This is a genomic window from Janthinobacterium sp. P210006 (assembly GCF_036231885.1).
Taxonomy (GTDB): Bacteria; Pseudomonadota; Gammaproteobacteria; order Burkholderiales; family Burkholderiaceae_D; genus Janthinobacterium; species Janthinobacterium violaceinigrum.
The window spans coordinates 1,045,719-1,065,512 of sequence record NZ_JAZARD010000003.1 but is presented as its reverse complement, the minus strand read 5'-3'; the positions used below and the strand labels follow the sequence as shown (position 1 = coordinate 1,065,512).

The window sequence follows — 19,794 nt, the reverse complement described above, 5'->3', positions numbered from 1 at the left end:
CGCCTTTGCAGGTATCATGTACGGATTCCGGCCCGCCAGCAGGCACGAAGCCGGCAGGATAACTGGAGGCAATGGTGGTGGAAGCGGAAGTTTCGGCGATGGCCAGGGCGCAAGGCATGGCCTTGCAAAACATGCGCGTCGTCATGCGCGCAGCGCAGCGGCACTCGGCGCAGATCGAGAAGCAATGCGGCGTGTCGGGCGCGCAATTGTGGGTGATGCAGGAATTGCTGGAACGGCCAGGCCTGCGCATGGGCGAGCTGGCAAGCAAGATGTCGATCCACCAGACGACGGCCAGCAACCTGGTCGATGCACTGGTGAAAAAAACCTATGTGCGCAAGGCGCGCGACCAGCCCGACCAGCGCGTGGTCACCCTGACCCTGACGCTGGAAGGGCAAACCGTGATCGCCGGCGCGCCGCAGCCGGCGCGCGGCTTGCTGCCCAGCGCGCTGGCCCAGCTGGACCCCGACAGCCTGGCCCACCTGAACCAGGGCTTGAACGCCTTGCTGGCCGTCGTCGCTCCCGATGACAGGCAGGCGGGCATGCAGCCGTTTCCGTTTACGATGTAGCGTCCCGGCTGGCCTGCGGCAGCCGTTGCAGCTGCAGCTGCGCCAGCGCCCCGTACAGCGGTTCGCTGAGCACGCGCGACACGGTGCTGGCCACGACGGCGCACGCCATCAGGCTGAGCACCATGCCGTGGCCGTCGACCATTTCCATGACAATGATAAATGCCGTCAATGGCGCCTGCGTGGCGGCGGCCAGGAAACCCACCATGCCCAGCGCGATCAGCGCGGGCGCGTGCGGATAGTGCAGCAGCACGGCGATATCGTGGCCGATGCCGGCGCCGATGGCCAGCGATGGCGCGAAGATGCCGGCCGGCACGCCCGACCACACGGTGAGCCACGTCGCCACATATTTGAAGGCCACGAAGGCGGGCGCCACGTCGGACGCGCCATCGAGCATGGCGCGCGTGGACACGGTGCCGCTGCCGAACGTGGCGCCATGGCTGGCGATGCCGATGGCCGCCACCAGCACGCCGCAGACGGCGGCGAACAGCACGGGCCGGCCTTGTCGCCACGCGGACAGCTTGCCCAGGGGATTGCCCCTGGCGGACGCCAGCAGCAGGCGCGCGAACAGGCCGCCCGCCACGCCCGCCACCAGGGTCACCAGCAAGCCGGGCAGGGCCAGCGCCAGGCCGATGGGGCCCGGGTGGATGATGCCGAAGTGGGTGGCGTTGCCGTGGATGGAGACGGCCATCATGCCGGCCAGTACGATGCCAGCCACGATGAGGCCGCTGTTACGCTGCTCGGGCGAGCGCGATAGTTCCTCGATGGCAAACATGACGCCCGCCAGCGGCGTATTGAAGGCGGCGGCGATGCCGGCCGCGCCGCCCGCCACCAGCAAGGAATGGGCACTCACCTGCGAGTGGCGGGGCAGCCAGCGGCGCGCGGCCAGCATCACGCCGGCCGCGATCTGCACGGACGGTCCTTCGCGCCCCAGCGAAAGTCCCCCCAGCAAGCCGCCCGCCGTCAGGCCTATCTTCGCGGCGCTGAGTTTCAATGAGACAAACAGCGAGCGCTGCTCGGGCGCCACGGCCGGGTCCAGTGTCGCCATCACTTGCGGGATGCCGGAACCGGCCGCGCCCATCGCATAGCGGCGCGTCAGCCAGACGAGCAGGGCGGCGCAAACGGGCGTCCACAGCAGGGCAAACCACCAGGCCTTGCCGTTAAAAAACAGAAAACAATCGAGCGCCGTTTCCGCCAGCCACGTAAATCCCACGACGACGAGGCCCGCGATGGCGGCCATGCCGACGACGACGGCGCGCGACCACCACAGGCGCGGGTTGGCAAATTCATGCTTGAAGGCAGAGGGGATGTCGTGCAAGTGCTTCATTGCGGCAAGTCCAGGAAGGGCGCGCAGGGCGTCGGGGAGACTTGCCATTATAGAGATATATTTGTCCGAATGCTTTTTGTCTGCCTTATTTGTGGGCAATTGACGACAACAGCCATGCCCCGGCCGGAAAATCGGCAAGGGCCCGCCCTTGCGGCGCCAGTTGCGGCCCGGACGGCCACAGGCTTACACGAACAGCTCGTGCCGCGCGCTCTGGCTGATGGCGACGGTGGCCGGGTGGCTCAGGCGCCGTTCCGTGGTGATCGCATACACTTGCTCGACGAGGCTGTCGACCCGGCCCAGCGCCACCACGGCATATTGTTCGCAGACCTGGGGCGCGATCACGGTGGGCGCAAAGAACAGGCCGGCACCGGATTGGCCGAAGGCCTTCATCATGGCGCTGTCGTCGAACTCGCCGACGATGCGCGGGTGCAGATTGTTGTCGCCCAGCCATTGCAGCAAGCGCCCGTAGATGGCGAAGTCTTCGCCCGGCAGCAGCAGCGGCGCGCCGTCCAGGCAATGGGGAAAGCCGCCCGTCAGGGTGGCGGCCAGCGCTGGCGTGCCGAACAGGGTCATGCCGCTTTCGCCCAGCAAGTGGTTAAAGCCGCGCACGCTCAAGTGGGCCGGCATGGGGCGGTCCGCCATGATCAGGTCCAGCCGGTGCACGGCCAGGTCCGCCAGCAGACTGGCCAGCCGGCCTTCGCGGCAAATGATGCGCAGCGGTTCGGCCAGGCTTAGCGCCGGCGCCACGAGGCGGCAGGCGATCAGTTTCGAGACGGAATCGGCGCAGCCCACGCGGAACGTGGTCGTCGCCGTGCGCGACTGGTCGCGCACGATTTCCAGCAATTCATCGCCCGTGCTGAAAATGGCTTCGGCATGGCTGAGGATGCGCCTGCCCGTGTCCGTCAATTCCAGCTGGCGCCCGCTGCGGCGGAACAGTTCCACGCCCAGGGTGTCGGCAAACTCGCTGAGCTGGCCGGAAATCGATTGCGGCGTCAGGTGCAGCTGCTCGGCCGCGCGGGCGATGCTGCCCGTCTTGGCCACCATCCAGAAATAGCGCAAGTGCTTGAAGTTGAGTGTCGACATGGTTTTCCCAGAGATTCAATGCATCGATTTTTTCGATGTATTTGTAAATTATATTCGATTTGTTCGATGTTTGTATTCAGACTATGATGGCTGCTCAATTCATGCAAGGAGAGTGTCATGGACTTCAGAATACAAACAGAGCAGTGCGGAGGCCGCCGATGAACGGCCTGGAAAGTATTGCAACGGCACCCATGTGGGCTGGCTTCATCGTGTTTGTCCTGTTCATGCTGGCGCTGGACTTGTTCGTCTTCGGTGGCAACAAGGCGCACAAGGTGGGCGTCAAGGAAGCGGCGACGTGGTCGCTCGTGTGGGTCAGCCTGGCCCTGCTGTTCAACGGCGGCCTGTGGTGGTATCTGAACGGCACGGCGGGCCCCGAGATCGCCAACCAGAAGGCGCTGGAATTTTTCTCCGGCTACCTGATCGAGAAAGCGCTGTCCGTCGATAACGTGTTCGTCTTCCTGTTGATCTTCAGCGCGTTCCAGGTGCCGATCCAGTACCAGCGCCGCGTCCTGATCTACGGCGTGCTGGGCGCCATCGTCATGCGTGCCGTGATGATCATGGCCGGCGCATGGGTGGTGAGCGAGTTCAGCTGGGTGCTGTACCTGTTCGGCGCTTTCCTGTTGATTACCGGCATGCGCATGCTGGTGGCGGCCGATGCGGAGCCGGACGTGGCGAACAACCCCGTGCTGCGTTTTGCCCGCCGCCACTTGCGGGTGGCCGATGGCGACCACGGCGAGCGCTTCTTTGTGGCAAAGGGTGGCTTGCGCTATGTGACGCCGCTGTTCCTCGTGCTGATCCTGATCGAGGTGACGGACCTGGTGTTTGCGGTCGACTCGATCCCGGCGATTTTCGCCATCACGACGGACCCGTTCATCGTCTTCACGTCGAACCTGTTCGCCATCATGGGCTTGCGTGCCCTGTACTTCCTGCTGGTGGACGTGGCGGACCGCTTCCACATGCTCAAGTATGGCCTGGCGATGGTGCTGGTGTTTATCGGCGCAAAGATGCTGATCATGCCGTGGTACCACGTGCCCGTCGAAGCGTCCCTGCTGGTGGTGGCGGTATTGATCGTGTCGAGCTGCGTGGCCAGCGTGTTCATCACCCGCAGCGACAAGAAGTAAAACGGCAGTACGGCGCGCCCCGCGGGGCGGTGGCGCGCCTTTGAACTCACAATGAAAGAGAAATTATGCGTACGTATGAAATGAACAGTCCCCAGGCAGCGGGACGTATCCTGGCCCTGATGATGGTGGTCGACGGCAACCTGGCCAGCGCCGAGCTGCAAGCCATGCACCGCAGCAAGATCCTCGAGCATATCGACCTGGAGCCGGCCGCCTTCCAGCAATTGCTGCAAGACTTGTGCGACGACATGCTGACGTCCACCGTGCATGGCGCCATCCAGCTGGGCAACGGCGTGATCGACAGCCTGCTCGATGAAATCACGGACCCGGACTTGCGCCGCAAGCTGCTGCAAGCCATGTGGAAGATCGCCGATGCGGACGACTGGCTGGCCGATGGCGAAGCCGTCTTGCTGGCCCGCGCCAGCGCGGCATGGTCGGCGGAAACGAATTTCCGCGCGCATGCCGCCTGATGCACATCAGGCCGTTTTATGGCCCATGGCAATGACGGCAGCGCCGGCCAGGGCCAGGCCCACGCCCGCAACATCGGTCCAGGCGGGCGTGATGCCGTCCACCAGCCACAGCCATCCCAGGGCCGTGGCGATATAGATGGCGCCATACGTGGCGTACACGCGGCCGCTGGCGGCCGGATGCAGGGTGAGCAGCCACACGAAGATCAGCAGGCTGATGGCGGCCGGCAACAGCAGCCAGGCGCTGCCCTTGTTGCTCAGCCACAGCATGGGCAGGTAGCAGCCCAGCAGTTCAGCCACGGCCGTGACGGTAAACAGCCCGAAAGTGCGGGCAAGACTGGTCCATTCGAAGGCGTCGTTCATGCTATTCCTGTTGTGCGGTCAGCCGCCATTGTAGACGGACGTGCCTCAATTGAGCTGCAGGGCGACATACAGCAGCAGGCGGTCATCCGTGTCGTCCAGGTCCAGCCCCGTCAGTTCGGCGATCTTTTGCAGGCGGTAATCGAGCGTGTTGCGGTGGATGTGCAGGGCCCTGGCCGTGGCCATCGGGTGGCTGTGGTGGCGGAACCAGGCGGCCAGGGTACGCATCAGGGTGCCTGATTTGCGGTCGTGCGCCTGCAGGCGGGCCAGGGTCTGGCGCAATTGCTCCGCCTGCCAACCGGCTTGCAGGCCGGACAGCAGCACGGGCAGGCTCAGTTCCAGGTAGGAAAAAGTGGCTTGCGCGCCATCGCGGGCGCGCCCCACGCGCGCCGTCTGCTTCGCCGATTCATATGACGCCGTCGCGCCATCGAGGCCCGGCAAGGCCACGCCCATGGACAGGGTGGCGGGCGGCGTGAGCGCCTGCTGCGCCACCTGGTGCAGTTCGAGCAGGCGCTGCCTTGCCTGCGCCGCGCGCGCCTGCTGCGGGCCGCTGGCGGGAAAGGCGTCGAGCAGCACCAGTTCGCCCGGCGAGACGACGGCCGTCAGCAGGGCAGGCCAGCGCGCCGACAGGTCGGACTGCACCTGCTGCAGCTGCGTCAGCACCTGGTCCAGCCGTTCGCCCGGGCCTTCTCCCGCATCGGGAATTTCCAGCACGAACATGGCGCGCGGCACGCGCAAGTCCAGCGCCAGGCGCGCCGCCCACGCCTGCATGCTGGCATCCGAAATGCCCGTGCGGTATACGAGCTGGAACACGAATTCCTCGCGGTAGCGCTTTTCGTGCTGCAATTCGCTGACCAGCCGCGCCTGCTCCAGCATCATTTCCGCCATGGCACGCACCAGTTCGCCGAACTGGCGCACGTCGTCCGGCTCGCCCGTCAGGCCCAGCACGCCGCAAATCTCGCCGCGCACGGCCAGGGGCAGGTTGATGCCGGCCCGCGTGCCAGGAAGCCTGGCCATGTCGGCCGCGCCGATTTCCACGCTGGCGCGCCGGGCCAGCGCCAGTTGCGCGCCCGGATGCAGGTCGCCCACGCGCTGCGGGTCGCCGCTGGCCAGGATCACGCCGCGCGCATCGATGACGTTGACGCTGAAGGGAATGATGTGCATGGTGCGTTGGACGATGTCCTGCGCCAGGGGAAAATCGATGCTTTGCATGATGTCTGTCTCTGCTCTTGTGCATTTGCATGAAATCATCGTATTCGGCACTCATGTTTCTTCATGCATCCGCACGATGACTGTTTCTGTGGGCGATTGTACGATGGGCTGCTCGTATTCCATAAAAAAATAGTCAGGAGACACCCATGACCACCCATCCAGGCGCCAGCCTGTCCGCCGGCGCGTCCGCGCAGGACCGCGTGCGCGAAGGCGCCTACCGCAAGGTCACCTTGCATCTGATCCCCTTCATCTTCATCTGCTACCTGTTCAATTATCTGGACCGGGTGAATGTCGGCTTTGCCAAGCTGCAAATGCTCGATGCGTTGCAATGGAGCGAGAGCGTGTACGGCCTGGGCGCCGGCATTTTCTTCATCGGCTATGTGGCCAGCGGCGTGCCCAGCAATCTGCTGCTGCACCGCCTGGGCGCGCGCAAGGTCATCGGCACCCTGATGATCGCCTGGGGCGTCGCCTCGGCCTGCCTGATGTTCGTCACCACGCCGGCCGCGTTCTACTCGCTGCGCTTCATCACGGGCGTGTTCGAGGCGGGTTTCTTCCCCGGCATCGTGCTGTACTTTACAAACTGGTATCCCGCGTCGCGCCGGGGCCGCATCATGGGCCTGTTCATGTCGGCCATTCCCATTTCCGGCTTGCTGGGCAGCCCCCTGTCGGGCTGGATGATGCAATCGTTCGCTGGCCACGGCGGCCTGGCCGGCTGGCAATGGATGTTCCTGTTGCAAGGCATCCCCACCGTGCTGCTGGGCTTTCTCGTGTATGTGCTGCTGAACGACGGCATTGCCCAGGCGAAGTGGCTGAATGCGGAAGAAAAGCAGCTGCTGCGCGCCGACCTCGACGAGGACGAACGCCAGCGCCGCAACAGCGCGAATACGGCCGACACCTTCGCCAGCGTGCTGCGCAACAAGCACGTGTGGATGCTGGGCCTCGTGTATTTCTGCATCCAGATGGGTGTGTATGCGATCAATTTCTGGCTGCCCACCATCGTCAAGTCGCTGGGTTTCGCCAGCCCCGTGGCCGTGGGCTGGATCAGTGCCATTCCCTACCTGTGCGCCAGCATCTTCATGATCTGGGTGGGCCGTTCGGCCGACAAGCACAAGGAACGCCGCTGGCATTTGAGCGGCCCCCTGCTGATGGCGCTGTGCGGCTTGCTGCTGGCCACCCAGGCGCATGGCAACGTGGTCGTCGCCCTCATCGGCCTGTCGCTGGCGACCATGGGCGCGCTGTCCGGCCTGCCCATGTTCTGGCCTCTGCCGACGGCGTTTCTCGGCAGCGCGGCGGCGGCCGGCGGCCTGGCGCTGATCAATTCGCTGGGCCAGGTGGCGGGCTTCGTCAGCCCCTTCCTCGTCGGCTGGATCAAGGATGCGACGGGCGGCACCGATGTGGCCCTGTATATTCTTTCCGCAGTCATGCTGCTGGGCGCCATACTGGTGCTGCGCGTTCCTGCGCGCATCGTGAACCGTTGAACGAAGCTGCCATCGAACCGGAGGAATTGACCATGACGACCACCCCAGCGCCGCGCGCCTTGCTGCAAGCCATGTTCCACGCCGCCGTCGCCGCGGCGCAACCGTCGCACTGCGTGCCGCCCCATCTGCCGCCCGCGCCCAAGGGGCGCTTGATCGTCATCGGCGCCGGCAAGGCGTCGGCCGCCATGGCGCACGCCGTGGAACAGCACTGGCCGGGGCCGCTCTCCGGGCTGGTGGTGACGCGCTACGGTTACGCCGTGCCGTGCGAGCGCATCGAGATCGTCGAAGCGTCGCATCCCGTGCCGGATGCTGCCGGCATGGACGCGGCGCGGCGCATGCTCGATCTGGTGGGCAACTTGCAAGCCGACGATACGGTGCTGTGTCTGATTTCGGGCGGCGGCTCGTCGCTGCTGGCCTTGCCCCTGGATGGCATCAGCCTGGAAGACAAGCAAGCGTTGAACCGCGCGCTGCTGGCGTCGGGCGCCACCATCGGCGAAATGAATTGCGTGCGCCGCCATTTGTCCGCCATCAAGGGCGGCAGGCTGGCGGCCGCCTGCCATCCGGCGCAAGTCGTCACCTTGGCCATTTCCGACGTGCCCGGCGACAAGCTGGGCGATATCGCATCCGGCCCCACGGTGGGCGACGCGACGACGTGCGACGATGCGCTGGCCGTCGTGCGCCGCTACGGCATGGACTTGCCGGACAGCATACGCAAAACGCTGGAAAGCGGACGCGGCGAATCCGTGAAGCCCGATGATCCCCGGCTGGCGCGCACGCAGACCACACTGATCGCCACGCCGCAGCTGGCACTGGAAGCGGCAGCCAGCGTGGCGCGCGCGGCCGGCGTCACGCCGTATATATTGGGCGACAGCCTGGAGGGCGAGGCGCGCGACGTGGGCAAGGTGATGGCCGGCATCGCGCTGCAAACTGCCTTGCGGGGCCAGCCGTTTCCCGCCCCGTGCGTGCTGCTGTCGGGCGGCGAAACGACGGTCACCGTGCGCGGCAACGGCCGCGGCGGGCGCAACGTGGAATTCCTGCTGGCGCTGGGCATCGCGCTGGACGGTCAACGGGGCATCCACGCGCTGGCGGGCGACACGGATGGCGTCGACGGCCAGGAAGACATCGCCGGCGCGCTTCTGGCGCCGGACACCCTGCAGCGCGCCTGGGCGCTGGGTATCAAGCCCCGCGACAGCCTGGACAACAACGATGGTCACGGCTTTTTCCAGGCGCTGGGAGACAGCGTGATCACGGGCCCGACATTGACGAACGTCAATGATTTCCGGGCCATTTTGATTACCTGATTACTGGAAATTTTCCAGCACGATCTTTCCTTTTGCTGTGTTGCTTTCCAGCAGGGCATGCGCACGCTTCAAATTCGCCGCGTTGATCGTGCCGAAGCGCTCGGCCAGGGTGGTCTTGATCACGCCCGCGTCCACCAGTTGCGCCAGTTCCTCCAGCAATGCATGCTGTTTGACCATGTCGGCCGTCTGGAACAGCGAACGGGTAAACATCAGTTCCCAGTGCAGGGACACGCTCTTGCCCTTGAACTTGCGCACGTCGATGTGTTCGGGGTCGTCGATCAGGGCGAACTTGCCTTGGGGCGCGATCAATTCCACGATCTGGTCGAAATGCTTGTCGGTCTGGTTCAGGCTGATCACGTAATCGACGGGCGGCAAGCCCAGGCGCGTGATTTCGGCGGCCAGGGGCTGGCTATGGTCGATCACGTGGTGGGCGCCCAGTTCCTTGACCCAGTCGGCCGTTTCCGCGCGCGAGGCCGTGCCGATGATGGTGACGCCCGTTAATTGCCGCGCCAGCTGCACCAGCACGGAACCGACGCCGCCGGCCGCGCCGATCACGAGCAGCGACTTGCCAGTCAGATTCTTGTCGCGGCTGATCTGCAGGCGGTCGAACAGCAGTTCCCAGGCCGTGATGCTGGTGAGAGGCAGGGCGGCGGCTGGCGCGAAATCGAGGCTGGCCGGCATGTGGCCCACGATGCGCTCGTCGACCAATTGAAATTCGCTGTTGCTGCCGGGGCGGTTGATGGCGCCCGCGTACCAGACCTTGTCGCCCACCTGGAACAGGGTGACGTCGGGACCCACGGCCGTGACGACGCCGGCCGCATCCCAGCCCAGCACTTCGGGCTGGCCCTCTTTCGGCGCGCGGTTCTTGCGCACCTTGGCGTCGACGGGGTTGACGGAAATGGCCTTGACGGCGACGAGCAGGTCGCGCCCCGTGGCGACGGGCGTGGGCAGCTCGATGTCGAGCAGGGCGTCTGCATCCGTGATGGGCAGGCTGTGGCGGTAGGCGATGGCTTTCATGGTAATCCTTGGTCAAGAGTGGGGAGGCGATGACGTATGATGGTGGCTTTCGCGTCCAGGAAAAAGAGGGCGCGTACCGAAACACTTTCAAAGGAATGCTGAAAATTGCTGCGACTCGATGACTTGCTGGTATTTGTGCGCACGGCCGACCGGGGCAGCCTGTCGGCGGCTGCGCGCGAGATCGGCATTTCGCCCGCGCTGGCCAGCGCCGCCGTCAAGCGCCTGGAAGGGGTGTTGGGCCTGCGCCTGCTGGCCCGCACGACCCGTTCGCTGAGCCTGACGGCGGAAGGCACGCAATACCTCGAACATGCGCGCGAAGCCTTGCGCCTGCTGCGCGCGGGCCACGACGCGCTGCTGGCCGGCAAGGACAGTTTCGGCGGAACCTTGAAAATTGCCATGCCTTCCGACCTGGGGCGCAACCTGATGCTGGCCTGGCTCGACGAATTCCAGACGCGCCACCCGAAGCTGCAGTACCAGCTCAGCGTCAGCGACCGGGTGGCCGACATGGTACGCCAGCAAGTGGACATTGCCTTGCGTTACGGCCAGCAGGACGATTCGAGCATGGTCGCCATGCCCATCGCGCCTGCCAACGACCGGGTGCTGGTGGCGTCGCCCGGCTACCTGCGCGAGCATGGGCCTTTGCTGGCGCTGGAAGATTTGTCGCAGCGCAATTGCCTGCGCTTTGCGCTGGAAGACGGCATGCACCACCGCTGGACCTTTTACCGCCTGCCCCAGCGCGAGCAGGTGACGGTGCAAGTGAGCGGCAACCGCAGCGCGGACGACGCCGAACTGGTGCGCCGCTGGGCCGTGGCGGGCTTGGGCATCGCGTATAAATCGCGGCTCGACGTTGCCGGCGACGTGGCCGCCGGCCGCTTGCAGGTGCTGCTGCCCGAGGCGGCGGGCGAGGCCACGCCCTTGCAGCTGGTCTGCATGCACCGGGCGCAAGTGACGCCGCTGGTGCTGCAACTGCGCGATTTCCTGCGCGACAAGTGCGCGGAGTTATTAAAACAGCATTATTGATTACAACTCGTTGCAAATGGCAATCATGCGCAGGTCAACCTGGGCGTACCCTCAGGCATTCTGCATGAAACCGCTTGAAGGATTGCCATGACCCCCAATCGACTGTTGCCGACGACCTTGATTTCCTTGCTGTTGCTGGCCGGCTGCGCCGGCACGGGCGGCAGCGGCGGCCCGCTGCCGGCCTCCGCCAGCCCCCGCGCCGGCGCGCCGGACAATGCCGCGCAGGGCATCGCCATGCTCGAGCGCGTCAGCTGGGGCGTGAATGCGGGCAGCGTGCGTCAGGTGCAGGCGCAAGGCTGGAACGCTTACCTGCAGGCGCAGCTGCATCCAGGCAAAGCCAGCCTGCCGCCCGCCATCCAGGCGCAGATCGATGCCATGACCATCAGCCAGGTGCCGCTCGACCAGCTGGTGCTGTCCATGGAGCAAAAGCGCAAGGAATCGGCCGGCGTCATGGACGACATGGCGAAGCAGCAGGCGCAAAAGGATTACCAGCAAGAACTCAACCGCCTGGCGCGCGAGGCGGCCACCCGCTCCGTGCTGCTGGACGTGTATTCGCCTAACCAGCTGCAGCAGCAGCTGAGCTGGTTTTGGCTCAACCATTTCAGCGTGCACCAGGGCAAGCACAACTTGCGCGCCATGGTGGGCGATTACGAGGCGAACGCCATCGCGCCGCACGCGCTGGGGAAATTCCGCGACTTGCTGGGCGCCACCGTCCACCATCCGGCCATGCTGCGCTACCTGGACAATGAAGCCAATGCCGTCAAGCGCATCAATGAAAACTATGCGCGCGAACTGATGGAGCTGCACACCCTGGGCGTCAACGGCGGCTACAGCCAGGCCGACGTGCAGGAGCTGGCGCGCATCCTGACCGGGGTGGGGGTGAACCTGGGACCGGATGCGCCGAAAGTCAGGCCGGCGCTGCAGGCGCAGTATGTGCGCCGGGGCTTGTTCGAATTCAATCCGAACCGCCACGATTACGGCGATAAACAATTCCTAGGACACACAGTGAAGGGCAGGGGGCTGGCTGAACTCGACGAAGCGCTGGACCGCCTCAGCCGTAGTCCCGCCACCGCGCATTTCATCAGCAGCAAGCTGGCCCAGTATTTCGTCGGCGACAATCCTCCCGAGCCCCTGGTGGCGCGCATGGCGGCCACTTTCCAGAGCAGCGACGGCATGATTGCCGACGTGCTGCAGACCATGTTCGGCAGCCCCGAGTTCAAGCAATCGCTGGGCAAGAAATTCAAGGACCCCATGCATTACGTGGTGTCGGCCGTGCGCCTCAGCTATGACGACAAGCCCATCCTGAACGCGGGCCCCATGCTGAACTGGCTTTCGCGCATGGGCCAGCCCCTGTACGGGCGCCAGACGCCCGATGGCTATCCGCTGGCGGACGCTTCCTGGGCCAGTCCCGGGCAGATGACGACGCGTTTCGATATCGCCCGCACCATCGGCTCGGGCAGCGCGGGCCTGTTCAAGACGGATGGCCCGCAGCCGCAGGAAAAGGTGGCGTTTCCCCAGCTGGCCAGCGCCCTGTACTACCAGTCGCTGCAGGCAAGCCTGAGCCCGGCCACGCGCCAGGCCCTGGAACAGGCCGCCACGCCGCAGGAGTGGAATACATTTCTTCTTTCCTCGCCGGAAATGATGCACCGTTAGATCAAAGGAGTTGCCATGAACCGTCGTGACCTGTTGAAAGCCCTGGCCGCCGCGCCCCTGCTGTCGCATGCGGGCAACTTGCTGGCCGCGCCCGGCACGAATGCCCGGCTGCTGTTCGTCTTTTTGCGCGGCGGCTATGACGCGAACAACTTGCTGGTGCCGGTCGGCAGCGATTTTTACTATGCATCGCGGCCGAATATCGCCATTGCGAAACCGGGCGCGGACAATGGCGCGCTGGCCCTGAATGCGGACTGGGGCCTGCATCCGGCCTTGCGCGAGACCATCTATCCCATGTTCACCGGCGGCGAAGCGGCCTTCATACCGTTTGCGGGCACGACGGATTTGACGCGCAGCCATTTCGAGACGCAGGACAGCATCGAGCTGGGCCAGGAGATCGGCGGACGCCGCGATTTCCGCTCGGGTTTCCTGAACCGGCTGGCGCAAAGCCTGAACAGCAATCAGGGCAATCACGCCATTTCCTTCACGGACCAGCTGCCCCTGATCTTCCAGGGCGGCGTGCAGGTGCCGAACATGGGGCTGCGTTCCGTGGGCAAGTCGGGCATTGATGCGCGTCAAAGCCAGGTCATCGCGTCCATGTACCGGGGCACGCCCTTGCAGCAACCGGTCAGCGCGGGCTTTGCCGTGCGCGACGATGTGAACAAGGAATTGACGGGAGAGATGCAGGCGGCCAACCGCAACGCCATCAGCACCAAGGGTTTTGAACTGGAAGCGCAGCGCATTGCCCGCCTGATGAAAGACAAATACAACATCGGCTTCGTCGACGTGGGCGGCTGGGATACGCACGTGGGGCAGGGCGGTGCCAACGGCTACCTGGCGGGCCGCTTCGATGAGCTGGGACGGGGCCTGGCCGCGTTTTCCCAGGAAATGGGCAGCGAATGGCGCAATACCGTGGTGGTGGTGGTCAGCGAGTTTGGCCGCACCTTCCGCGAAAACGGCAACCGCGGCACGGACCACGGCCACGGCAGCGTATTCTGGGTGCTGGGCGGCGGCATCAAGGGGAAACAGGTGGCGGGCGAGCAAGTGGCGATTTCGCAAACGACCCTGTTCCAGAACCGCGACATGCCGGTGCTCAACGAGTACCGCGCCGTGCTGGGCGGCTTGCTGCGCCGCACGTTCGGTTTGACACCGGCGCAACTCGAGCACGTGTTTGCCGGTGTCAAGCCGGTGGAGCTGGGCCTCGTGTAAGCGCCTGCTCCAGCTGCTGCCTGCGGCGGGGCGGGCGCGGGATCGCCATGCCGCCGTGTTACGCTACGCCTGCGCAACTGGCGCGTAGCTAAGCGCCGTCACCGGTCACGGTGCGGGGCACGAATGGAGTGGTATGAGCGATACCCAGCGCGACATCGTCAGCGCAGGCTTTTCCCTGGCCCTGATCGCCGTGACGGCGTTCGTCATGCAGCGTTTCTTTTTGCCGCTCGTGTGGGCGGGCATCCTGTGCGTGGCCACCTGGCCCCTGTACGTGCGCGTGCGTGCGGCGCTGGGCCAGCGCACCATCGTGGCCGCTGCCCTGCTGACCCTGGCGTTTGCCTGCATCTTCATCATCCCCGTGCTGTTCGGCGTGGCGCAGGCGGCGCGCGAAGTGCCCGTGCTGGCCAATTTCGTCGTCCATGCAAATACGGACGGCTTGCCCGCGCCGGACTGGGTGGCGAACATTCCGCTGGCCGGCAGCGCCATCGGCGACTGGTGGCAAGCCACCCTGAGCCAGCCCCATGGCCTCAGCCACTTCTTTGCGGGCAGCGCCGTGGGCGGCTTTCATTCCGCGCGCGACATGCTGAAAATCCTCGGCGCGGACGTGTTCCACCGCCTGGTCGACTTCGGCCTGGCCTTTCTGTGCCTGTTTTTCTTTTACAAGGATGGCGAAGCGCTGACGCGCCAGATCACGGCCGTCGGCAGCCATTTCCTGCGCCCCGAACGCTGGGGCCGCTATGCGCAAAAAATCCCCACGGCCATTCGCGCCACGGTCAACGGCCTGGTGCTGGTGGGCCTGGCCGAAGGTGTGCTGATCGGTATTGCCTATGCCATCGCCGGCTTGCCGTCGCCGGCCCTGTGGGCGTTTGCCACGGGCATCCTGGCCATCATCCCGTTCGGTGCGCCGCTGGCCTACCTGTGTGCGGCCGCCTTGCTGGTCTTCCAAGGCAACGTGGGCGCCGCCATCGGCGTGGCCGCGTGGGGCACCGTGGTGCTGTTCGTGGCCGATCACTTCGTGCGTCCCGGCATGATCGGCAACGCCACCCGCTTGCCCTTCCTGGCCGTGCTGTTCGGTATTCTGGGCGGCGTGGAAACTTTGGGCCTCGTGGGCCTGTTCATCGGCCCCGTCGTGATGGTGCTGTTCGTTACCCTGTGGTACGAAGCGAATGTGTTTGACACGGTGCCGCCTGCCAACGCGGGTGCCAACGTGGATATCACGCCGGTGGCGACAACACCTGCCAGCCCGGCCGCGCCGGAACGCACGCAGTAATGAGGGGTCGGCCAGCGTGCTGCTGGTCGGTACTGGTGCGTTCCCGGCGTGGCCGGGCGGGGCTTTCAAGCAAGGTCGTCGAAAGCCCCGGAATACGCCGAGAAAAATCGTAGCGAGCGGCAAGGAGTGGTGGCCAGGAAGCACAGCTGTACTTTGGTACAGCGAGCATCGCAGGCCGCAACTCGCGCCGCGCAGCAGATTTTTAAGGCGTATTTAATGCGCTTTAGATAAGATCAACAGCCAACGGCGCATCAGCAGCACTTCAACATAGCCCGGCTCGATGCCCGTACCGCACTCGATCAAGGGATTGACGGTGTAGTAGCGCTTGCGGAAGTCGCGGCAAACGAGGATTTCGCGCTTGCCCATGCGGACGAGGAAAGAGCTTGGGGCGTATTCCAGGCCGAACCGTGAGCCAAAACCGCTATTCAATGTTGCCATGACAATTCCTTTGAGGGAGATGTGTTGAACGAGTCATCAGAATAGCATAACTACTGTATGAAAACACAGCTACTGTATGAATAAACAGTATTTTTTTACTGGTGTGGTTTTTTTGATCAGCACCAAAAACAGGAAAGCGAGAGCAGTTTGCAAGAGAAGAATGACATGGGCATGACCACGGGCTGGACCACGAAACTGCGCCGCTTCGTCCAGGCGCGCCTGTCGCCCGAAGGGGAGCTGGGACTGCATATGACGGTGGGCGTGGCCCTGATGTTGGTGGCCATCGTGGTCTTCCACGAGATCGCCGAAGCCGTCATGGGCATGGCCCAGATCACGGTGATCGACCTGCAGGTGGCGCAATGGTTCAACCAGCATGCCGTGCCGTGGGTCACCAGTTGCCTGCTGGTCGTCACGCACCTGCATGGCGTGATCGGCGCCATTACCCTGGCCACCTTGCTGGGCTGGTATCTGCACCGCAAGGGCGCCACCTACTGGCTGTTTACCCTGGTCATCACCATGCCGGGCGTCATGTTTTTGAACCTGCTGCTAAAGTACATTTTTGTCCGCGCGCGGCCCAGCTTTGACGCCCCCATTTTGCAGACGGCCTTGAGCACGTACAGCTTTCCCAGCGGTCATACGGCCACGTCGACGGCCCTGTACGGCTTGCTGGGCGCCTACCTGATTTGCCAGACGGCGCCGGGCGCCTGGGGCAAGCGCATCGCCATCGCGCTGGCAGCGTTTCTGATGGCGGCGCTGGTGGGCTTCAGCCGCATTTACCTGGGCGCGCATTACCTGAGCGATGTGCTGGCGGCCATGGCGGAAAGCTATGGCTGGCTGGCCATCTGCATCGCCGGCGTGTCGACCCTGCGCCGCCGCCGGCATATCCGGCAAACCACATAAGGGGACGATCCTGAGCAAGATTGCAGTCATCATCAACGCGAGCGCCGGCTGCGGCTATGCGCCCGACTGGGCGCAGCAGCTGGAAGCGCAGTTCCTGGCCGTGGGCCTGGACGCCGCCATCACTCTGGCCCAAAGCGGGGCCGAGATGATCGCCACGGCCGAGCAAGCCTTGCGCGATGGCGCACCCATCGTCGTGGCCGGTGGCGGAGACGGCACCATCAATGCCGTCGCGTCCGTCGTTACCGGCAGCGGCACGCCGTTTGGCGTCTTGCCGCTGGGCACCTTGAACCATTTCGCCAAGGATTTGAATATTCCCTTGACGCTCGACGCGGCCATTGCCAACGTGGCGCAGGGCGTGCCGCACCAGGTCGACGTGGGCGAAGTGAATGGCCGCATCTTCCTGAACAATTCCAGCCTGGGCCTGTATCCCGATATCGTGCGCGACCGCGAAAAGCAGCAGCGCCGGCTGGGACGGGGCAAGTGGCTGGCCTTCAGCTGGGCCCTGGTGGCCGCCTTGCGCCGCTATCCCTTCCTCAGCGTGCAATTGAAACTCAACGACGCCGTGCATGCGCGCCGCACGCCGTTTGTGTTCATCGGCAATAATGAATACCTGATGGAAGGCTTGAATATCGGCGAGCGCGAGCGGCTCGATGGCGGCCAGCTGAGTCTGTATGTGGCGCAGCGTCCGGGCCGCCTGGGCTTGCTCAAGCTGGCCTTGCACGCGCTGTTCGGCAAATTGTCGCAAGCCAAGGATTTCGATGTGCTGACGGCCACGGACCTGGAAATCGCCACGAAACACCGCCGCCTGCGCGTGGCCACCGATGGCGAAGTGACCATCATGAATACGCCGCTGCACTATCGCATCCGTCCCGCCGCGCTGGCCGTGCTGGTGCCCGCTCCCGCCGCGGCGCCAGGCGGGGAGTAGGCCATGCGTACCCTCGTGCATTTGTCCGATTTGCATTTTGGCCGCGTCGACGCAGCCCTGCTGGCGCCCTTGCGCGCGCTGGTCGAGCGCCTGGAACCGGACGTGGTGGTGGTGTCGGGCGACCTCACGCAGCGGGCCCGCAGCACGGAATTCCAGCAGGCGCGGGCTTTTCTCGACAGCTTGCCGGGGCCGCAGATCGTCGTGCCGGGCAACCATGACGTGCCCCTTTACAACGTTTTTTCCCGCTTCCTGACGCCGCTGGTGAAGTACCGGCGCCATGTGACGGACGATTTGTCGCCCGAATACGTGGACGAGGAAATCGCCGTGCTGGGCATCAACACGGCCCGTTCATTGACGTTCAAGGATGGCCGCATCAGCCATGAACAGATCGATTTCCTGCGTGAACGCCTGGGCCGTTTGCCGCGCGGTTTGACGCGCATCATTGTCACGCACCATCCATTTGACTTGCCCGAGCATTTCGACAAGGATGATCTTGTCGACCGCGCGCCGTTGGCCCTGCAAATGTTTTCCGAATGCGGCGTCGACCTGCTGCTGGCAGGGCATTTGCATGCCAGTGTGGCAGGCAACACGGCCGAGCGCTACAAGATCGCCGGCTATGCGGCCCTGATGGTGCAGGCGGGCACGGCCACGTCCACGCGGGGCAGGGGCGAGTCGAACTCGTTCAATGTGCTGCGCGTGGAAAACAGTTGTATTCGCGTCGAGCGCTACAGCTGGAATGAAGACAGCGCCGACTTTGAAAAGGTCAGTACGGAAGCGTTCGAGCGCGAAGGCGGCGTGTGGGCCAGCTTGCGGCCGCTGTAGGGCGGATGAGCGGGGCAAGGCCCCGCGTAATCCGACGCTATTGTTGGCTTTGGTAATAGCTGTGGTGATGTCGGATTGCGCTGCGCTAAGCCGACCTGCGCCTGTAGCCAGGATTCATGGGCTAGGCGGCAACCGGCATTCGGAGTGGCCGGAAAAATGGCCAGGGCTAGGCGCAGTGCCGAAGACAGTACGAATAGTACGGCGAGGCAATGCAACAACGCCCTGGACTTTTTGACGGCTACTCCCTTAGAGCCAGTAGTTCATGAAGCGGGCCGCCCACTCCTTCATGCGGTCGGAAATCGGCCGCGTTTCCCATTTCGCTTTGGTGATTTCTTCCGAGTCGCGCAAGTCTTCCTGGAAGGCGTTTTCCATTTCGCGGCCGAAGCTGTCGCCCAGCACGACAACGTTCAGTTCGCTGTTGTGCAGGAAGCTGCGCATGTCGATGTTGGTCGAGCCCACGGTCGACCAGGCGCCGTCGATGACGGCCGTCTTGGCGTGCAGCACGGCCAGTTTCAAGTGGAAGATGCGGATGCCGCCCGCCAGCAGCTGGTCGTACAGCGCGTGGCCCGCATGGAACACGAGGCCGCTGTCGGACACGCCGGGCAGCACCACGGTGACGTCCACGCCCCGTTTCGCGGCCGCGATCAGGGCGTCGACCGTCTGCTGGTCGGGCACGAAGTAGGCGGACGTGATGTGGATGGATTTTTTCGCTTCCTGGATGGCCAGGATATACGCCTTGTAGATTTCAAAGCCGCCGTCCGGTTCGCTGGCCACGACGCGCACCAGCTTGTCGCCCACTTCCGACAGGGTAGGGAAATAATTGGCGTCCGGTAAGTCGGCCTGGTCTTGCTGGGCCCAGGTGCGGATGAACAGCCACTGGAAGGCGGCCACGGCCGGGCCTTCCACTTTCACGTGCGTGTCGCGCCAGCCCACGTCCTTCTTGTCGGTGGGCTTCGATTTCGAGCGGAACAGCGAGCTTTTGGCATAGGTATCGCTGATGTTGATGCCGCCCGTAAACGCCGTCTTGCCGTCGACGATCAGCACCTTGCGGTGGTCGCGGTTGTTGATCTTCCAGTCGTCGCCCTTCAGCTTGGCGGGATTGACGGGGTTGAAGGCCACCAGGTGCACGCCGGCCGCGCGCATGCGGTCAAAGAACGCCTGCGGCACGCCCAGGGTGCCCACGCTGTCGTAGATGACGTTGACCGTCACGCCCGCCTGCTGCTTTTCGATGAGCATGTCGGCAAACTTCAGGCCCAGCGGGTCCTGGTCGAAGATATACGTTTCCAGGTTGATGCTGTTCTTGGCCTCGCTGATGGCCTGGAACATGGCTTCCATCGTTTGCGGGCCGTCAAACAGCAGGGTCACCTTGTTGCCCTTGATTAAAGGCACGCCCGTGGCCGCCTCTTCCAGCGCGGCCTGGGCTTTCAAGTCCATGCCGGACCTGGCCCAGCGCTTGTTGAGCAGGGCCGCGCGGCTGTTGACGTTCAGCACGGCGCCCTTGCCCGTGATGACCTTGGGCTTGGCCACCGGTTCCAGGGTGGTGTTGAGATTCTTGACGTTGGGCAGCGAGGCGCATGCAGCCAGGGTCCAGCACAGCAGTAGGGCGGTGAGGCAGGGTTGCATGCGCCTGGCGG

The 19,794-nt window shown here is 64.4% G+C and carries 19 protein-coding genes; 12 read left to right on the top strand and 7 right to left on the bottom strand.

All coding sequences use genetic code 11. The features are described from left to right. The first annotated feature begins 71 nt into the window (after window positions 1–71). Window positions 72–566, top strand: coding sequence for a MarR family winged helix-turn-helix transcriptional regulator (locus tag VPH41_RS18760; RefSeq protein WP_328571090.1), 495 nt, complete (start codon window positions 72–74; stop codon window positions 564–566). On the opposite strand, the gene VPH41_RS18755 is transcribed toward VPH41_RS18760, so the two are convergent. Both VPH41_RS18755 and nhaR read right to left on the bottom strand, forming a co-directional pair. Further along, the gene (locus VPH41_RS18755) at window positions 556–1,890 is read right to left on the bottom strand and encodes a chloride channel protein (RefSeq protein ID WP_328571089.1); all 1,335 of its coding nucleotides are present in this window, start codon (window positions 1,888–1,890) and stop codon (window positions 556–558) included. The genes VPH41_RS18760 and VPH41_RS18755 overlap by 11 nt on opposite strands. Before the next feature lie 183 nt (window positions 1,891–2,073). Then, window positions 2,074–2,973 carry a transcriptional activator NhaR gene (gene nhaR, locus VPH41_RS18750; RefSeq protein ID WP_328571088.1) on the bottom strand — a complete coding sequence of 300 codons (900 nt, stop codon included), beginning with the start codon at window positions 2,971–2,973 and terminating at the stop codon, window positions 2,074–2,076. Window positions 2,974–3,131: 158 nt separating this feature from the next. On the opposite strand from nhaR, the gene VPH41_RS18745 reads away from it, so the two are divergent. Beyond that, complete coding sequence (locus VPH41_RS18745; protein ID WP_328571087.1) at window positions 3,132–4,094, top strand: TerC family protein; 963 nt, start codon at window positions 3,132–3,134, stop codon at window positions 4,092–4,094. Window positions 4,095–4,159: 65 nt separating this feature from the next. Beyond that, window positions 4,160–4,561 (top strand): tellurite resistance TerB family protein, encoded by a 402-nt coding sequence (locus VPH41_RS18740; RefSeq protein ID WP_226941145.1) that lies wholly within the window; start codon window positions 4,160–4,162, stop codon window positions 4,559–4,561. Window positions 4,562–4,567: 6 nt separating this feature from the next. Here the strand turns inward: VPH41_RS18740 and VPH41_RS18735 are convergent, their stop codons facing one another. Together VPH41_RS18735 and VPH41_RS18730 are read right to left on the bottom strand one after the other, a co-directional pair. Continuing rightward, window positions 4,568–4,921 carry a YnfA family protein gene (locus VPH41_RS18735; RefSeq protein ID WP_328571086.1) on the bottom strand — a complete coding sequence of 118 codons (354 nt, stop codon included), beginning with the start codon at window positions 4,919–4,921 and terminating at the stop codon, window positions 4,568–4,570. Window positions 4,922–4,966: 45 nt separating this feature from the next. Then, the gene (locus tag VPH41_RS18730; RefSeq protein ID WP_287778166.1) at window positions 4,967–6,130 is read right to left on the bottom strand and encodes a sugar diacid recognition domain-containing protein; all 1,164 of its coding nucleotides are present in this window, start codon (window positions 6,128–6,130) and stop codon (window positions 4,967–4,969) included. Between the two features lie 146 nt (window positions 6,131–6,276). On the opposite strand from VPH41_RS18730, the gene VPH41_RS18725 reads away from it, so the two are divergent. Both VPH41_RS18725 and VPH41_RS18720 read left to right on the top strand, forming a co-directional pair. Beyond that, window positions 6,277–7,608 carry an MFS transporter gene (locus VPH41_RS18725; protein ID WP_152281780.1) on the top strand — a complete coding sequence of 444 codons (1,332 nt, stop codon included), beginning with the start codon at window positions 6,277–6,279 and terminating at the stop codon, window positions 7,606–7,608. A 32-nt stretch (window positions 7,609–7,640) separates the two neighbouring features. Next, the gene (locus VPH41_RS18720) at window positions 7,641–8,909 is read left to right on the top strand and encodes a glycerate kinase type-2 family protein (RefSeq protein WP_328571085.1); all 1,269 of its coding nucleotides are present in this window, start codon (window positions 7,641–7,643) and stop codon (window positions 8,907–8,909) included. On the opposite strand, the gene VPH41_RS18715 is transcribed toward VPH41_RS18720, so the two are convergent. Beyond that, window positions 8,910–9,926, bottom strand: coding sequence for a zinc-binding alcohol dehydrogenase family protein (locus tag VPH41_RS18715; protein ID WP_328571084.1), 1,017 nt, complete (start codon window positions 9,924–9,926; stop codon window positions 8,910–8,912). Between the two features lie 105 nt (window positions 9,927–10,031). Between VPH41_RS18715 and VPH41_RS18710 the strand changes: the two genes are divergently transcribed. The 4 genes from VPH41_RS18710 (at window position 10,032) to VPH41_RS18695 (ending at window position 15,075) form a co-directional block, all read left to right on the top strand. Next, window positions 10,032–10,946: a LysR family transcriptional regulator gene (locus VPH41_RS18710; RefSeq protein ID WP_328571083.1), complete on the top strand. Its 915-nt coding sequence runs from the start codon at window positions 10,032–10,034 to the stop codon at window positions 10,944–10,946. Window positions 10,947–11,033: 87 nt separating this feature from the next. Further along, complete coding sequence (locus VPH41_RS18705; protein WP_328571082.1) at window positions 11,034–12,599, top strand: DUF1800 domain-containing protein; 1,566 nt, start codon at window positions 11,034–11,036, stop codon at window positions 12,597–12,599. A 15-nt stretch (window positions 12,600–12,614) separates the two neighbouring features. Further along, complete coding sequence (locus VPH41_RS18700; protein ID WP_328571081.1) at window positions 12,615–13,805, top strand: DUF1501 domain-containing protein; 1,191 nt, start codon at window positions 12,615–12,617, stop codon at window positions 13,803–13,805. A gap of 133 nt (window positions 13,806–13,938) precedes the next feature. After that, a complete protein-coding gene (locus VPH41_RS18695; RefSeq protein WP_328571080.1) occupies window positions 13,939–15,075 on the top strand; it encodes an AI-2E family transporter in 1,137 nt (378 codons plus the stop codon). A 213-nt stretch (window positions 15,076–15,288) separates the two neighbouring features. On the opposite strand, the gene VPH41_RS18690 is transcribed toward VPH41_RS18695, so the two are convergent. Next, complete coding sequence (locus tag VPH41_RS18690) at window positions 15,289–15,513, bottom strand: hypothetical protein (RefSeq protein ID WP_010396348.1); 225 nt, start codon at window positions 15,511–15,513, stop codon at window positions 15,289–15,291. Between the two features lie 147 nt (window positions 15,514–15,660). Between VPH41_RS18690 and VPH41_RS18685 the strand changes: the two genes are divergently transcribed. Genes VPH41_RS18685 through VPH41_RS18675 form a run of 3 tightly spaced genes read left to right on the top strand, consistent with a single transcriptional unit; the run spans window position 15,661 to window position 18,160 of the window. Next, a complete protein-coding gene (locus VPH41_RS18685; protein WP_328571079.1) occupies window positions 15,661–16,413 on the top strand; it encodes a phosphatase PAP2 family protein in 753 nt (250 codons plus the stop codon). Continuing rightward, window positions 16,340–17,338, top strand: coding sequence for a diacylglycerol/lipid kinase family protein (locus tag VPH41_RS18680; protein ID WP_328571078.1), 999 nt, complete (start codon window positions 16,340–16,342; stop codon window positions 17,336–17,338). Before VPH41_RS18685 ends, VPH41_RS18680 begins: the two co-directional genes overlap by 74 nt. A gap of 3 nt (window positions 17,339–17,341) precedes the next feature. Then, entirely contained in the window at window positions 17,342–18,160 is an 819-nt protein-coding gene (locus VPH41_RS18675; protein WP_328571077.1) for a metallophosphoesterase family protein, read from the top strand. Window positions 18,161–18,406: 246 nt separating this feature from the next. On the opposite strand, the gene cls is transcribed toward VPH41_RS18675, so the two are convergent. Beyond that, window positions 18,407–19,783, bottom strand: coding sequence for a cardiolipin synthase (cls, locus tag VPH41_RS18670; RefSeq protein WP_442906288.1), 1,377 nt, complete (start codon window positions 19,781–19,783; stop codon window positions 18,407–18,409). Between the last annotated feature and the right edge of the window lie 11 nt (window positions 19,784–19,794).